This window comes from Dawidia soli (assembly GCF_018598185.1).
GTDB classification, from domain to species: Bacteria; Bacteroidota; Bacteroidia; order Cytophagales; family Cyclobacteriaceae; genus Ohtaekwangia; species Ohtaekwangia soli.
Genome location: NZ_JAHESC010000005.1, coordinates 134,752 through 151,713, shown reverse-complemented (window position 1 = coordinate 151,713; position 16,962 = coordinate 134,752). Strand labels below are relative to the sequence as shown.

The following is a 16,962-nucleotide window of genomic DNA, read 5'->3' as shown; positions in this document are numbered from 1 at the left end:
TTACGCCGGCACCCGTCTGGGCTTTTCGCGTTCCCAGAAGCGGTGTTGTTTCATGGCGAGTATAAATTTGTCGGACAGTGCCTTCAGGTCCTGCTCGATCACCACACCTTCGCGCAGCACGGTATCTTCGTTGGCATCGGGCGGTAACTTCTTGTGGAAGTAGGTCGCTTCGAGCACCTGCCGGGCGGCTTCGTCGGCCGCGATGGGTTTGCAATGTTTAAAGGCTTCGTTGAGAAAGTGCACGGCGTTGGCTTCTGCCGCCAGGGTAGCCACGCTGTTTACACCACCGGGTACATATACAGCGTCGTATAACACCGATGCTCCGGTGAGGAAGCTATGGTGTACTTCGAGCTGTTTTTCATCTTCACTTTGAATAAACCCTTGTTTGGGGGCGATGATCTCGACCACGGCACCTTCGTTTTCCAACGCCGCCCGCACGATCGAGACGGCCGCATCGTCAAATCCGTCCGCCGCCAGGAAAGCTACCTTGCGTGTGCGGATGCTGTCTTTGACGGTGTTGGCCATGCTGAGCGCCTCGGAGCGCGCCAGCTTACCTTCTACGTTGACCGACTCGTAGGCTTTCGGGTCGGCGTCTGCCGGTATACTTTGGTTGATCGTACCGGGCAGCTCTTTGGGAATGGAGAGTCCCAACCCAAACGCTACTTCCGTGGCAAGGCCCATGTCGATATTGGCCAGGATCACGAGCATACGCTCGCGTATCGCGACGGTCTTGACCTTGCCGAGCTCGAAGCGCAAGGCATCGACGATGTGGTTCTTTTCCGGTTCGGACTGACTGTGGAAAAACAGGCGGGCCTGACTGAAGTGATCGCGGAAGCTGGGACTACGCTCGCGTACTTTATTTGCTTCGATGCGTTCCGTGTGCGATGTAAATCCGCCTTCGGCGAACTTCGCCTGGAAGGGACAGCCTCCCCCCAGGGTATTGGGGCTATAGCTCGACTTGCCGCGATTGATCATGTGCCGCCCGTACCCATCGCGTTGATTGTTGTGCAGCGGGGCAATGGTACGGTTGATGGGTAATTCGTGAAAATTGGGGCCGCCGAGGCGTATTAGTTGTGTGTCGGTATAGGAGAACAGCCGGCCTTGTAACAGCGGGTCGTTGGTAAAGTCGATGCCGGGCACGATGTGACCGATGTGAAAGGCCACTTGCTCGGTCTCGGCAAAGAAGTTGTCGGGGTTACGGTTCAGCGTCAGCTTGCCAACCCGTTGTACGGGTACCAGCTCTTCGGGGATGATCTTGGTGGGGTCGAGTAAGTCGAAGTCGAATGTATGTTCGTCGGCTTCGGGTACGATCTGCAGACCGAGCTCCCACTCGGGAAAGTTTCCGCTGGCAATCGCATCCCACAAGTCTCGCCGGTGAAAGTCAGGATCTTTCCCCGAGATGTTTTGCGCTTCATCCCATGCCACGGAGTGTACACCTAACAACGGCTTCCAATGGAATTTGACAAAGTGCGTCTCGTTCCTGTCGTTGACCAGGCGGAAAGTATGTACGCCAAAGCCTTCCATCATGCGGTAGCTGCGGGGAATGGCCCGGTCGCTCATCGCCCACATGACCATGTGCGCAGACTCCGGCATCAGGGAGATAAAATCCCAGAACGTGTCGTGCGCCGAGGCGGCTTGCGGGATCTCGTTGTCGGGTTCCGGCTTGACGGCATGGATCAGGTCGGGGAACTTCATGGCGTCTTGTATAAAGAAGACGGGCATGTTGTTTCCTACCAGGTCGAAGTTGCCCTCCTCGGTATAGAACTTTACGGCAAAACCCCGCACATCGCGCGCCAGGTCGGTCGAGCCCCGGGAGCCTGCCACGGTCGAGAACCGGACAAATACCGGCGTCTCTTTGCCGGGGTCCTGCAGGAACCCCGCGCGGGTGTACGGCGCCAGCGATTTATATACTTTAAAGACGCCGTGTGCGGCAGAGCCCCGGGCGTGTACTATACGTTCTGGGATACGCTCGTGGTCGAAATGCGTGATCTTTTCACGCATGATGAAGTCTTCCAGCAGCGTAGGCCCCCGGTCGCCGGCTTTGAGCGAATTCTGGTCGTCGTTTATTCTTACCCCCTGGTTGGTGGTCATGAATTCACCGGTGCTTACTTCGGTGTCGGGCGCGAGGTCTTTCACTTTGTCGTTCTCATTCGGCAAAGGGATCTTGTCCATGTTCTTTGCACACATAGGCCTAGGCTTCTTCCTCTTCTTCTTCGGCCGCTTCGTAATTGATGTCGTTCTCGGCAATGCCGGTTAACAGCTCATCGGTCTCTTTCTCCTCTTCCAGCGTTTCGCCCAGAATGTCGGCGATTTCTTCGAGGCCGAGTGTGCGGGCCAGTTGGGCGAGGCTGCCATAGGCGGCGATCTCGTAGTGCTCTACTTTCTGTGCGGCGATGATAAGCCCAACGTCACGGGTAGCGGTGCCTTTCTCGGTCTCTTCGATGATGCTCTCGCTTTCCTGCACCAGCCCTTCCATGGCATCACATTTCTTCGCTTGTGCTTTGGCTTCCAGCAGCTCAAACACTTGCTCGATGCGCGCTACGTGCTCCTGGGTCTGCTCGAGGTGGGTTTCAAAGGCTTCCTGCAGCTCGGGCGATGTGGCCGCCTTTCTCATCTTCGGCAGGGCTTTGGTCAGGTGCTTTTCGGCCCAGTAAATGTCTTTGATCTGGTCTTTGAAAAGTTCGAGCAGTGCAGGTTTCGGATCGGAAGGTATTGCAGATGCTTTGGCGCGGGATGATCTGCCCGCTGCTTTCTTCGCTGTCTTTGCCATAGTGTTAATGTTTGTTGGGTTGAAATTTTGTAGAACGGCAAAAAAATAATGCCTATCGAAAAGACGGAAGCGCTGGGTCACAAGCGGAGCACCGGGGGCGGGTATTACTCACTCATCTTCCGTGCTTCCCCAGCACTGCGGGGATTCCCGGATCAAAAGTATAGTATAGATGGGCAGTATTCGCCCCACGCGGCGGGCGCGGTCATTCATTCATCTTCTTCACCGCGCTCAATTGAATGCCTTTGCCTAATACGGGATTAAAAAGATCGCCCACCTCGCGCAGACGCTGCACCACATTGTGGATGGTGAAATCTTTCATTTTCAGTTTCGGCGTAACTTCCTCCCACAGCAGCGGTGTGGACACGGTCGCACCCGGCTTGGGACGCAGGGAATAGGGCGCGGCGAGCGTAGCCTTGGGGCGATTCTGTAAAAAGTCGAGGTACATCTTGCCGCCGCGGTTTCCTACCAGACGCTCGATGCTGGTGTATCGCGGGATCTCGTGGTGCACGTGCGTCACGATCACACGGGCAAACTCCTTGGATTGTTCATACGTGTACTTCGCGCCGAGTGGGATATAAATGTGCAAACCGGTCGAGCCGCTCGTTTTGCAGTACGACGGTATGCCTACGCTGTCGAGTACCTGCCGGGTTACGAGCGCAGCCTCGATAACTTGCTTAAAGGTGTTGGTCGGCCCCGGGTCGAGGTCGATGATACACCAATCCGGATGATTGGGTTTGTCGATGCGGCTGCTCCACGGGTTCAGCTCGATGCAACCCAGGGAAGCCATGAGCAATATATCGGCTTCGCTTTTGGGCACCAGAAAGTGTTTATCCACGTCCAGCTCGTCGCTGCTGTGATACTGATATGTCGCCACCCAGTCGGGCACTTTGCCGGTTACGTCCTTTTGATAAAAGCTTTTGCCGCGGATGCCGTTGGGGAACCGGTTAAGCGACTGGGGCCGGTCTTTGAGATACGGCAATAGGTATGGCGCTACCTGGTAGTAGTAGTTGAGCATGTCGCGTTTCGTCACACCGTCGTCCGGCCAATAGACTTTGCTGAGGTTGGTGAACTTCAGTGTGTGGCCGGCGATCTCGCGGACCTGTGTCTCGTCCGTAGGGTTCAATAAAGTGTTGCGGGCACGTTTTGCCGTGGGCCTGACAATGCTCTTTTTCTCTTCCTGATCCGCTTGTCTGACGGCGTTCTGCACGGGCTTCGGTTTTTCGCGTACCACCTCTCCTGCTTTTTTATCCGTGCGCATGCCTTCAAACGAAGGATGGCGCATGACGCCGTCGCTGGTCATCTCGGCAAAGCTCACTTCACATACCAGTATGGGCTTGAGCCAGGTGGCTGTGGCTTTTGCGGGGCGTGGGTTAAACCGCGAGGGCTTGTTATAGTCCGGCTCTTCGGCAAACGGTGCGCGGTCGATGATCAGGGGCTTGAACTGCGCTACCATTTCCCGTTGCAGCTTTTGATTAAACCCTGTGCCCACCTTGCCGGTATAGACCAATTCCTTACCCTCGAAGACGCCCACCAGTAAGGATGAAAACGGTTTGCTGGAGCCTTCGTTTTTAGTAAAGCCCCCGATGACCATCTCCTGGCGTTTGTTGGCTTTGATCTTGAGCCACTGCAGGGTGCGTTCGCCGGGTATATATTCCGCCTCGGCTTTTTTGGCGATGATTCCCTCCAGGCTCATGGACTGTGCCGCCTGAAAAAATTCGGTACCGGTTACGTCAAACGCATCGCTAAGGCGGATCATGCCCGCTGCGGGCACGATGTTTTGTAAGATCTGCCGTCGCGCCGACAACGGCAGCCCGCACAGGTTGTGGCCGTCCAGCCAGAGTATATCGAATACATAATACATAAGATCGCCGTCTGCTTCGCTCCGCCAGTTCTGTAACGCGCCAAAATCAGAAATGCCGCTTTCTTTCAATACAATGATCTCGCCATCGACAATGGCGTTGATGTTCCAGTCCAGCAACGCCCGGTATACGGGATAGAATTTGTCGTTAAAGGATTTGTCATTGCGGGATTTGAGCATGACCTCGCCTTTGTTCATGCAGGCCAGGGCACGGTAGCCATCCCACTTGATCTCATACAGCCAACCGGGCTCGTCGAACGGTTTATCGACCAGTGTGGCCAGCATGGGTTTTAGCCGTGCATCAAAGGCTTGTTTCGGCGCGCTCCTGATCAGGCCGTCAACGGGCCGGACTTTTTTTTTATCGGCGCGACGTGTCGGGCGTTTTACTTTTTCAGGGTGCGTAGCACGGGCTACCTTTTCGAGGGTCTTCTTGCCGGGAGCAGAGACTTTCTTTTTTACAGGTCTGCTTTTTGCGGACTTTCCGGCTGCTATCTCCTCCACCGTTTTGCCGGAGGCCACGGACTTATCGTGCCAGAGTATATCTTCGTGTGTTGCATGGTCGTCTGCGAGCTTCATGAGCAGCCATGCGTTCTCTCCACGCCCCTTGGCCTTGACCAGCGCAAATTCTCCTTTCAGCTTTTTGCCTTGCAGTACGAATTTCAGCTTGCCACCGTAGAGCTGGTGGCGAAGCGCTTTGTCGGCCTCCGCTTTTGTTTTGAAGGTACCTTCGGCAGGTTTATAGTAGCCTTCATCCCATACGATGACCGTACCCGCGCCGTAGTTGCCTTCGGGGATGGTGCCTTCAAAGGTGCGATAGTCGTAAGGGTGATCTTCTACCATCATGGCCAGCCGCTTGACGGCTGTATCCATGCTGGGTCCCTTCGGCACGGCCCAGCTTTTCAATACGCCGTCCATTTCCAGGCGGAAGTCGTAGTGCAGGTGGGAGGCCTGGTGCTTTTGCACCACGAACCGCAGTCGTGTACCCGTTGCCTTGCCTCCGGCCGGCTCGGGCGTGGCGCTGAAAGTTCTCTTTTGTTTGTAGCGTGTGAGGGTCATGCGGCGAGTGGGGAAAATTCCATGCCCGGCGCTACACTACTGCCGGCCTACCGGTGTGTTTGTGGCGTTCCCGGGGTGGAAAATTCCAGGAAGAGGGCATATGGCTGAAGCAGCGCGTAAAGCTTATCGTCTTTGCGCAGCGTGAGCATGCCGCGTTTGGAGAGCGTACGCAGTCGTTTTTCCAGTACATCCAACGACGATACGGTAATGGAGAGGCCACAAATGCCGGTGTGACCACGGCTGGCAAAGAAGTCGGCCATGCGCCCCGGCTCGGCGGCGTCCAGGATCATGAGCCGGCTGCGGCCGATGGTCATGGCCCGCACCGGTGCCTGCAGCGACGTTGTCGGGCCGGCGTCGGTAAAGCCGAGCTTTTCAAAATGGCGGGTGGCATCGTCCTGGTCGGCCGCCAGGTAATAGACCGGGCCGAGGCCGGTGGCATTGTTGACGTGCGTGGTGTATTCGGGTTTGTCGCGCCAATTCTTGTCGGCGTATTCCGTATAAAAGACGCCGGCACCGGGCTGTGTGGGGGTAACGTTTTTCCAGACGCGGTTATGATCCCGCGCAAAGAGGATCTGCTTGCGTTGCAGGTAGTGTGCTACACTGTCGGCCGATTCTACTTCGATGACCAGTTCCGAACCTCCGGGGCGCGTTTTGAGAAAGTCGTGGTAAAAGCGGCCGATCTCCTGGGTAGAGTCCAGCGGCTGTACAAACTCCAGGTACGTGCCGTCGGAGAATTTTACAAAGCAGTTGGTGGTCCCGACGTGTGCGCGTCCCTCTTTGATCGTAAATCCTAACGAGGAAAAAACCTTTTTTACCGCGGCCAGATCCGTCACCGCAATGGGCACGTGGTTGATCGCCACCGCCGTAATGGTATTTTTCGGAGGCTGCGCCAGTGTCACAAGCGACAGACAACACAATACAAGGTATACAATGCGACGGAGCATGCCGCCAAGTTAAAAGCTATACACTGGAAAAGCTAATATAACGCGTAGTGAAGGTGCAGGCCCGATTTTAATACTTCAGATCCTTCGGCAGATACCCGAACGTGCGCTTAAACGCCGCGGTGAAATGCTGCGGGTTCTTATATCCGATCAACGAAGCGACTTCTGCGATAGAAGCATACTTGCCATCCATGATCAACTCCTTGGCCTGCTCCATCCTCGCCTGCGTGATATACGCAAACACCGTACTTCCAAATACTTCCTTAAATCCCTCCTGCAGCTTGGTCCGGTTGAGCCCGGCCATGCGCGCCAGTTGCTCGATGGAATAGGGTGTCACCAGGTTTTGCAGAATGCGGTCGCGTACCTCGTGCAGCTTGTCGATGTCTTCGCGTTTAAACGAGCTCGTGGGATTGTCCTGGCGGGTGTTGATCTGATCGATCTGCAGGGTAAGCAGCTCGATAACCTTGGCTTCGACAAAAATCTTTTTGAGCGACCCTGTATAGGGACAACGGCGGATCTCGAAGATCACCTCTTTTATGCGCGGCGTAATGGGATAGCTGCGGTTGCCCATGATTGACGGCTGTAGCTTTTCTATGCTCTCGCCAAAGGTGCGGAGTACGCCCAGGTCGTTGTTGAAAATGCGGCGCAGGAAATCGATGGTCAGCTCGATCTCGACGCTGAAGGCATTGGCCATGGGCAGGTATTTCAGCTGGCCCTTGAGCGCGGGGTAGAATAATAAAGAATGCTGGCCGGTATAGATGAGCGTTTCGGGTTCGGCCCCGGCGTTGGGAAAATACTCGCAGCCGCCGGTTGTGATCTCGAAGTGCATCTGCATATAGGGAAAGTCACTTTCCAGGCCATATTCGTAGCCTGTGGAGCGTACCCCGTCGAACAGAGAGACGATCACCCCGGGCAAATAGATGCGGTGAGAGTTTGATTCGATGCCTTTGTACGAAAAGGACGACCTGACCTCCTTTATGCCGATGCTGGTGTCCACCCCAAAGCCCTCTTCATACTCGCGCACGAAGTTCAGCTCCTGGATGTCGTCAGACGAGAACCGGAGCTTCATCAGATAATGTGTTTTGCGGTATTCATTCTGCTTTTCGCGTTATCCAACCCCTCTTAAATCAGCCCACTTTTGGGTCCCCTATTTTTAATAAGTCTAAACAAAGGTAATTAATTCACCCCTTGCCGTAAAATGCCCGCCCGCAAGTGCCCTTTTCTGCTCATTTTGAGCGTTTCCCTTTCCCTGTCGTTGACCGAGTCACCTGCTCAGCCATCCTCTCCTGCTAGTATAAAGGGCTTTGTCAAAAATTCAAACGGCGAGGCCCTGGTAGGTGCCACGGTGGGAATTGCCGCGTTAAACCAGTTTACGCTGACAGATGCGCGGGGTGCTTTTCAGCTGACGGAGGTGCCGGCGGGATCATACACCGTGACGGTGCGGTACGTGGGTCATGAGGACGCGGTACAAACCGTTACGGTCAGCCACCAGACGACACACGCCCATTTTGTGTTGCAGGAAAGCACCCGCGAGTTGTCGGAAGTGGAGATTGTCGGCAAGACCGACACGCAGCTGGCCCGGGAGCAGCCCATCAAGGCTGAGATCATCAGCACCCGTGCCTTTGCCATGCAACCAGCAACCCTGTCAGACCTGATGAACCGCACCGCCGGCATTCGCGTGCGGCAAACGGGGGGGCTAGGCTCATATGCCAACCTGATGCTGAACGGCTTCCAGGGCCAGGCCATCAAATACTTTCGCGACGACATTCCCATGGACTACCTGGGCGCAGGCTACAACTTCGCCCTGGTGCCGGTGAACATGCTGGAGCGCCTCGAGATTTACAAAGGCGTGCTACCGGTGCGGCTGGGTGCCGATGCGCTGGGCGGCGCCGTGAACATGATCACCAAACGCTCTTACGCCAAGCATGCCGAAGCGTCGTATGAGATCGGTTCCTTCAATACACACCGGGCCTCGGTCAACCTGTATTACCAGGACACTATCCGTAAGTTCTTTGCCGGCGCCGACCTGTTCGTGAACTACTCCGACAACAACTACGACGTCACCGTCGATGTAACAGACGAAGAGACCTCTACCCAGCGCAAAGAAGAGGTCAAGCTGTTTCACAACACCTTCAAGCATTACTACGGCGAGGTATACGGCGGCGTGACCGGTACCCGGTGGGCGGACGAGCTACGGCTCAGCATTACGGGGTTCTGGCTCCACCGCGACAATCAATATGGTGCCACGATGGACCAGGCCTTTGGCGCCGCAACCAGCCGGCAATATTCGGTGATCCCGACGCTGCGCTACAAGAAGAGCTTTCTGAACAAACGACTTCAGCTGGACCAGTTCCTGGTCAGCAACACGATCTATACCGAGCAAGTGGACACCGTACGCGGAACGTATACCTGGCATGGCGTGTTTAAACCGAATCCCGCACGCCGTGGCGAGATGACGCCACAAGGTACACGGGCCGACACCGAGTTCTCCTACTTTACGTCGCGTACAAACCTGGCGTATCGGGTAAACGACCGGCACCGCCTGGAGTTGAACGTAGTATATATGACCCTGGGACGCATCGGCAGAGACCCGCTGGGGCTGACCTTTGCCGCATCCGGTCGTGATATTCTCTCGGTGCCGGCAGACTACGATAAGCTGGTGGCTGCCGCCGGATGGGAATCGCGCTTTCTCGACGGGCGCATCACCCACGAGCTATCGGGTAAATTCTACCGCTATGAAACGCGTGCCCTGGACGCCGACTATGAGGGCGACGAGATCAATCGTTCACTAACACGCGAGCGCTGGGGCGCTGCCGAGGCCATTCGGTATACCTTTCGTGGCAACTCGTTCATACGGTTCTCGGCCGAGGTGTCGACACGTCTGCCCGAGCAAGGCGAGCTTTTTGGCGACGGTAACCTGCGTGTTTCCAATTTTGCTTTGCGGCCTGAGCGCAGCACCAATTTCAACCTGGGCTACCGGCTGGAAAAACGTCATCGCTATACGCTTGAGCTCAACTCTTTCTATCGCATTACCCACGACCTGATCCTGAACGTGCCTTACAACCTGCTGTTGAACCGGTACGAGAACGTAAACGACGTACGCGGCCTGGGCTTCGAAGCCGACGCGACCGTATCGGTCCTGTCATGGCTTAAGGTCAATGGAAACTTTACCTATCAGGATTTCCGCATGTTTGATACCCATAACAAGCTGACGGAAGATGCGCGCCTGCGCAATACGCCATTCTTCTTTGCCAACCTGGGGCTGACCACCGCGCACACCAACGTGTTCCGACCGGGGGACAAGCTCCAGGCATTTTGGTATTACAGCTTTGTGCGGGAGTATTACCTGGACTATGTGCCCAGGGATCGCGAGCCGGGCGGACTACTGGGACTGTGGGGCAAAGCCAAGTTCGCTACCGACAACATCATTCCCAACCAAAGTGTGCACACGGTGGGTCTCACCTACTTCCCGGTGAAAAAATTCTCGGTAAGCGCGCAAGCGCGCAATCTCCTGGATGCCGATATCTACGACAACTTCCGGATCCAGAACGCCGGCCGCAGTCTGAACCTGAAATTGACCTATATATTTTTATAAGCTAACTATTAAATTCTACTGTTCTATGACTAAATCTCTCTTCAAGCTAAGCGCATGCTTCCTGGCGGTTACCTTGTTGTTTACTGCGTGTAGCGACGACGATTCATCGGATGCCGGCGGGCAGTACGTGATCCTGACGGCGATTGAAAAGTTCGGCGCCGGCTATATCACCAATTTTAAAGATCAACCTACGGGCACGGTGGCGAGCGTATCGTCTCAGTCCAAGAGCGTGACCGACGCATTCGGCTTCCGCGCCTATAAGAACTGGCTCTTCAGCCGTACGAGCCCGACCGGCACTACCGGCCTGCAGCGATACACGGTGACGGCCGACGGCAGCATTCAGGAGGACGGCTTTATTGCCGACGCTACGCAATTCCTGATCGTGGACGACACGCACGGGTATTACCAGGACGAGATCCGCGGCACCATGAAGCTGCAGCTCTTTAACCCCACCACCATGCAGCGCACCGGCGAGATCGACTTCGCCGACCTGCGCAAAGAAGAGGTGGCGGCATACCAGGTGATCGGCAAACACATCCTGGCGGCCAAAGAGGGAAAGCTCTATGCCAGCATCACCTACGGTACCACGCAGGGTCAGGGCTACGGCGATGACCAGATCGATCACATCGAGCTGGCGGTGATTAACATGGCCGACAACAAGCTTGACAAAGTCATTACTTACGACGGTGTGAACGCCGTCGGCTGGGGCTCTTCCGCCAACAAGATGTGGACCCTGGGCGACGACGGTGCGCTGTATATTTATAGCCCCGGTCTGGGCGGCGACTTTTCAAAGTCTGCTGTGATCCGTATCAAAAAGGGTGCTACCGAGGTGGACGAAGACTGGATCATACGTGTAACGGATTACGATGTAAATTCTTCGATCGCTATTGGCCTGGTGCGCGACGGCAAGCTGTATATCGAGTTGCCTTCCTCATCACTGAACAACGACTTCAGCAACTTCGAAGCCATTATCTTCGACTACTACGCCATCGACATTGCCACGGGCGAGGCAACGAAGATCACCGGCATACCGCAGCACCACTATGTATGGGCGAACGAGCAAGGGATCACGGAAATAGACGGCCGCATCTATTTCTGGGTACACAACCCCGATGAAGGCGTTGACGGCTACTATGTACTGGACAACAATGGCACGAGCGCCACGCAAGCCTTCAACGTAGACCACGATGGTTTTACCTGGGGTTTTGTGAAGCTGCAGAATAATTAGTCCTGGTTTGTTAGGGCGGGGTCCCGGACATACTGCTCCGGGGCTTCGCCTGTTTTTCTTTCCTATTCTATATCCTATGCGCCTATCTAACACCGCGGTCCGTATCTGGTTTTCGATCCACAAGTGGACGAGCCTGATCTGTACGCTCTTTCTGTTTATGCTTTGCCTCACGGGGCTGCCGTTGATCTTTCACGAAGAGATCGACCACCTGATGGGCAAGGAGCCGGAAGCACCGGTGATGCCGGCCGACACGCCCCGGATGGATCTTGACAAGGTGCTCGCGGCCGGACAGGCGCAGCGTCCCCACGACGTTATCCGGTATGTATTCTGGAGCGAAGACCATCCCAACGTGGTCACGATGAGCCTGGCCGATTCCATTGACGCGCCGCCCGATGTAGCGTACTTCGTGGCGCTCGACGAGCGGACGGGTGAGGTACTGGACCAGCCCCGATTTGACGAAGGCTTTATGTACATTGTCTACAAGCTTCATGTCGATATGTTTGCCGGCATCGGCGGTAAGCTGTTCCTGGGCCTGATGGGCTTGCTGTTTGTATTCTCGATCGTTTCGGGGCTGATGCTATACGGTCCCATTATGCGCAAGTATGATTTCGGCATGGTGCGCACGGAGAAGTCGCGTCGCCTGAAGTGGCTCGACCTGCACAGCCTGCTGGGCGTTGTCACTGTGGTGTGGGCGTTGGTGGTAGGCGTTACCGGTGTGATCAATACGCTTTCGGAAACAGTCTTAGCGCTGTGGCAAATGGGCCAGCTGGCCGAAATGACCGCGCCGTATAAGGAGGCACCGCCCATCGCAGGTCCGCTCAGCTCGTTTGACGATGCGATCGCGGCATCACGCCGCGCGGCCCCCGACATGGACGTTCGGATCGTTGCCTTCCCGGGCACGATGTTCACCAGCCAGCATCACTACGCGGTGTTTATGCGTGGCACGACGCCGTGGACCTCGCGCATGATCAAGCCGGCGCTGATCGACGCACAGACGGGTGAACTTACCGACATGCGCACGATGCCCTGGTATGTCAACACCCTGTTTGTATCGCAGCCGTTGCACTTCGGCGACTATGGAGGCCTGCCGCTCAAGATCCTCTGGGCGGTGTTTGACATCATCACGCTCGTGGTGCTGGGCAGTGGTCTATACCTGTGGTTTGCGCGACGCAAGGCGCAGGGCGAACAGCTTACGCGACGCGAAGTCGTAGCAGAAGAAGTAACCTCTGTATCCTGATCTCACTATGCGTTCTACTTTTTTACACATCTGGAAGACTCCCTTGCTGTTGGGAGCATTGACATTGTTCGGTTTGCTGGCGGCACTGCTCGGAACGGGTTTCTGGCATGTTGCCTCCTGGTTAACGTTGAGCATGCCGCTTGTGGCGGGACTGTGGTACGCCCTGAAGCCGCAGGCTAAGAAATAGGAAATCCTCCCATCCACACGCTGCCGATCCATACGATGTTATGTTGATCGAGGCAATTGGGCGTTCCGTCCATTGAATTATTGATTTTGTCTATAATCAGTGTGGCGGCAGGATTAAATCATTTCTTTTCACCTCTCGTGTACCACATCTTTCCTTAAAATTTTTCGTGGTACGGACGGTGTATGTGTGCCCTGAAGGGTCTTAACCTGGGAAGCTATGGAGATGGTTGAAATCTATACGTTGTCGAAACGCGGCAAGAAACTAAAGATCGAGAAGGGAAAATACGATGCGATTCACGCCATGATCCTCTCGGTCCTGTCATGGGAACAGGAAGTATCGCTGAGCCGGCTGATCGAGGTGGGCGAATCACAGCTGGGCGACACCTTTCACGCCGACATACCGTGGCTCATTGTACAGATCAAGAACGATATGGTCCTGCGCGAGCACATTGAAGTGCGCATCGATCAGGACCGCAGCCAGGTGATCCGCCTGCGCAAGCGAAAAAAGACCCGGAAGTTTGGTGTCTGGCGTCTCAAGTAAATCTCAAGAAGGTTTTTCCATTTTTTAAACATTCACATGCACCGTCTGCGGTGCATTACTTTTTTATATACCCTTGATTATCAACACCTATTCATTCCGTTAGATTTATCCACACGACCAATCAGTCCGTTTTGGGGAAATGTTACAACGTTTCCGGAAATGTTTGCGCTGACGGTTGAGATGCCCTGTTAGTCGACAATAACCCGGGGGTTAGTCTATTCTTTAAATGAATTCGTAGGCAAAGGTCCTTCTTAGCCTGAAAATTTTCTGCGTATGAAAAAGATATACCTGTTATGGTTTTTATCCTGCCTCTCCGTCGTGGGGTGGTCACAGGGTAGGCAGGTTACCGGTAAGGTGACCTCCTCTGACGACAACTCGCCCCTACCGGGGGTGAACATTCTGGTAAAAGGGACTTCCAACGGCACGGCCACTGACGAGCAAGGCAACTTTCAGTTGGCGGTGACCGACAGCGACGTGCTGGTGGTCTCCTTTATCGGCTACACGGTACAAGAAGTGCCGGTGGGTGCCCGCACGACCGTCGACATTTCATTGGTGCCCGAGATCACCTCTCTTTCAGAAGTAGTGGTGGTAGGTTACGGCACGCAGTTGAAGAAGGACCTGACCGGTGCTGTGGCCGTTATCAACATGAACGAGATGGCGCTGCAGCCGTCGCCCCAGCTGACCAGCCAGATGCAGGGCCGCGCTCCGGGTGTGACCGTGCTGGGCTCGGGCCAGCCGGGAGAGGCTCCGCAGATCCGCATCCGCGGTTTGAACACCTTTGGCAACAACGCGCCGCTCTACGTGGTAGACGGTGTGCCTACGCAGAATATCAACGATATCAACCCGAACGACGTCGAGAGCATGCAGGTGTTGAAAGACGCGGGTTCGGCTTCCATTTACGGTTCCCGCGCGGCCAACGGTGTGATCATCATCACCACCAAGCGTGGCAAGGACCGTGTGAAAGTACAATACGATGCATACTACGGCACGCAGCGGCCGAAGAGCGGCAACGTGTGGGATCTGCTCAGCCCGCAGGAAATGGCCGAGCTCAAGTTCCAGGCGGCACGCAACACCTCGCCCGGCACGCCGATCGACGACCCGCTGTACGGCGACGGTCAAACGCCGGTGCTACCCGACTATATCGCTCCACAAGGCTATAGCGAAGGCGACCCGGAAGTCGACCCGTCACGCTACAGGGTCAATCCTTTTTATACCAGCTCGGGCGAGTATAACAGCTTCTACCGGATCAACCGCGCCAACAAAGGCGGCACCGACTGGTTCCACGAGATCTTCGAGCCCGCCCCCATCACCAGCCACAACCTGGCGCTGAGCGGTGGCGGCAACCAGGGCAGCTACCTGTTCTCGGTAAACTATTTCAACCAGCAGGGCACGCTCATGAACACGTACCTCAAGCGTTATACCGTGCGGTCCAACAGCCAGTATAACGTAAGCGAGCATGTGCGTGTGGGCGAGAACCTGGCGTTCTCGGTAACCGACAACCCCCGTGTCAACGCGTTGACAGAAGGCAGCGCCATCGGCATGGCCTTCCGCGAGCAGCCGATCATTCCGGTGTACGACATCATGGGCAACTTCGCCGGCGGCTTCGGCCAGGGCCTGGGCAATGCCGACAACCCGGTGGCGATACAAGAGCGTACGAAGAACAACAAAGGCCTGAGTCGCCGCCTGTTTGGTAACATGTTTGCCGAGGCCGACATCTTGCGCGACGTAACGGTACGCACCAGCTTTGGTGGCGAATTATACTTCGGTAACTTCCGGTCGTTCAGCTTCCCGGAGTATGAGAACCAGGAGAACACGACGACAAACTCGTATACGGAGAACTCGTTTTCAGGTCACAACTATACCTGGACCAACACGGTCAGCTACGAGCACACGTTCAACACCAAACACACGGTGAAGCTGCTGGCCGGTACCGAGTTCTATAAGAACCAGGGTACCTATGCCCAGGCGACCACACAAAACTACTTTTCGTTCAACCCCGATGTAACGACATTGTCGACGGGTTCGGGCACGCAGACAAACTCCAGCGCCCGTTTTGAAGACGCGTTGTTCTCGTACATCGGTCGCCTGGACTATAACCTGAGCGACAAGTACCTGCTGGGTGCAACGATCCGTCGCGACGGTTCGTCACGCTTCAAGACCTATCAATACGGATGGTTCCCGGCGGTAAGCGCGGGTTGGCGTATTTCCGAAGAAAGCTTCCTGAAATCGATTACGTGGCTGGACGATCTCAAGATCCGCGGCGGTTACGGTGTGATGGGGAATCAGCTGAACGTAGACGCGGCCAACGCCTATACTACCTATGCCGGTAACCGTACGTCGTCTTACTATCCCATCGGTGGTTCCAACAGCACGACGTCGGAGGGTATTCAGCGTACGCGTATCGGCAACCCCGACGCCAAGTGGGAGAAGAACATCAACTCCAACATCGGCGTCGACGCGAACCTGTGGAACGGCAAGCTGGAGGTAACGGTCGACTACTTCCGCAAGGAGATCCGCGACCTGCTCTACAACCCCGAGCTGGCCGGTACGGCGGGTATGGGCACCGTACCTTTTGTGAACGTTGCCAAGATGCGCAACCAGGGTATCGACCTGAACATCGCGACGAACTTCGACGTGACACCCGATCTGAAGCTCAATGCGTCGGTGGCCTTTACTTCCTATCGCAACAAGATCCTGACGCTGACAGACGGCTTCGACTACTTCGACCAGGAAGGTCGCCGATTTAGCGGCAGCAACATCGTGCGCAACGCGATCGGCCACTCCATCGGCCAGTTCTTTGGTTATCAGGTCGCCGGCTTCTGGGACGACGAAAACGAGATCAACGACGCCAACGCCGTAGCGCGTGAAGCGACCGGCAACACCAACGCCGTGTATCAGTCCGACGTGGCCGTGGGCCGCTTCCGCTATGCGGACATCAACGGCGATGGCCAGATCACCGAAGACGACCGCACGTTCCTGGGCAACCCGAACCCCGACTTCAGCCTGGGTATCAACCTGGGGGCTACCTATAAAGCGTGGGACTTCAGTATCTTCCTGTACGGCACCTTTGGCAATGACATCTGGAACAACGTGAAATGGTGGACCGACTTCCAGTCGAGCTTCCAGGGCGCGAAAAGTCAGACGGCACTGTACGACTCGTGGACCGAGACCAACAGAAATGCCAAGGCTCCGATCCAGGAGAACGTCGGTTCTTTCAGCTCTGCCAGCGTACCGAACTCATACTTCGTAGAAGACGGGTCCTACCTGCGTGCCAAGAATGTACAAATAGGGTATACACTGCCGGCATCGACGCTCAGCAAGCTCCACCTCGAGCGGGCCCGTATCTATGTACAAGCCGCCAATCTCTTTACCATTACCGGTTACTCGGGCCTGGATCCGGAGATCGGCGTGACGGCCAATACCAACAACCAGTCGGGCGGCAGCTTGAACCAGTCGTTCTCTACGACCACATCGTTCGGCATCGACGAAGGGGTCTATCCCAACCAGCGCCAATACCTGGTGGGTGTAAACATCACGTTCTAATCGTTTA

11 protein-coding genes are annotated in these 16,962 nt (G+C 55.6%); 6 read left to right on the top strand and 5 right to left on the bottom strand.

Features of this window, described 5'->3' with window-relative positions; genetic code table 11:
- The 5 genes from KK078_RS05260 to KK078_RS05240 form a co-directional block, all read right to left on the bottom strand.
- Entirely contained in the window at positions 1–2,172 is a 2,172-nt protein-coding gene (locus KK078_RS05260; protein ID WP_254089204.1) for a catalase, read from the bottom strand.
- Between the two features lie 19 nt (positions 2,173–2,191).
- The gene (locus KK078_RS05255) at positions 2,192–2,770 is read right to left on the bottom strand and encodes a ferritin-like domain-containing protein (protein WP_254089203.1); all 579 of its coding nucleotides are present in this window, start codon (positions 2,768–2,770) and stop codon (positions 2,192–2,194) included.
- Between the two features lie 202 nt (positions 2,771–2,972).
- Positions 2,973–5,684, bottom strand: coding sequence for a DNA ligase D (gene ligD, locus KK078_RS05250; protein WP_254089202.1), 2,712 nt, complete (start codon positions 5,682–5,684; stop codon positions 2,973–2,975).
- 47 nt (positions 5,685–5,731) lie between these two features.
- The gene (locus KK078_RS05245; protein WP_254089201.1) at positions 5,732–6,628 is read right to left on the bottom strand and encodes a VOC family protein; all 897 of its coding nucleotides are present in this window, start codon (positions 6,626–6,628) and stop codon (positions 5,732–5,734) included.
- A 67-nt stretch (positions 6,629–6,695) separates the two neighbouring features.
- Entirely contained in the window at positions 6,696–7,694 is a 999-nt protein-coding gene (locus KK078_RS05240; RefSeq protein ID WP_254089200.1) for a helix-turn-helix domain-containing protein, read from the bottom strand.
- 162 nt (positions 7,695–7,856) lie between these two features.
- Here KK078_RS05240 and KK078_RS05235 point away from each other — a divergent pair, with 162 nt between their 5' ends.
- From KK078_RS05235 to KK078_RS05210, 6 genes are all read left to right on the top strand, one after another.
- Complete coding sequence (locus KK078_RS05235) at positions 7,857–10,220, top strand: TonB-dependent receptor (RefSeq protein WP_254089199.1); 2,364 nt, start codon at positions 7,857–7,859, stop codon at positions 10,218–10,220.
- Between the two features lie 25 nt (positions 10,221–10,245).
- On the top strand, positions 10,246–11,448 hold the full coding sequence (locus tag KK078_RS05230) for a hypothetical protein (protein ID WP_254089198.1): 1,203 nt from the start codon (positions 10,246–10,248) through the stop codon (positions 11,446–11,448).
- Positions 11,449–11,524: 76 nt separating this feature from the next.
- Positions 11,525–12,685, top strand: coding sequence for a PepSY-associated TM helix domain-containing protein (locus KK078_RS05225; protein ID WP_254089197.1), 1,161 nt, complete (start codon positions 11,525–11,527; stop codon positions 12,683–12,685).
- Between the two features lie 7 nt (positions 12,686–12,692).
- A complete protein-coding gene (locus KK078_RS05220) occupies positions 12,693–12,872 on the top strand; it encodes a hypothetical protein (protein WP_254089196.1) in 180 nt (59 codons plus the stop codon).
- A gap of 216 nt (positions 12,873–13,088) precedes the next feature.
- Positions 13,089–13,412, top strand: coding sequence for a DUF6958 family protein (locus KK078_RS05215; RefSeq protein ID WP_254089195.1), 324 nt, complete (start codon positions 13,089–13,091; stop codon positions 13,410–13,412).
- A gap of 273 nt (positions 13,413–13,685) precedes the next feature.
- Positions 13,686–16,955 carry a SusC/RagA family TonB-linked outer membrane protein gene (locus KK078_RS05210; RefSeq protein WP_254089194.1) on the top strand — a complete coding sequence of 1,090 codons (3,270 nt, stop codon included), beginning with the start codon at positions 13,686–13,688 and terminating at the stop codon, positions 16,953–16,955.
- The last annotated feature ends 7 nt before the right edge of the window (positions 16,956–16,962 follow it).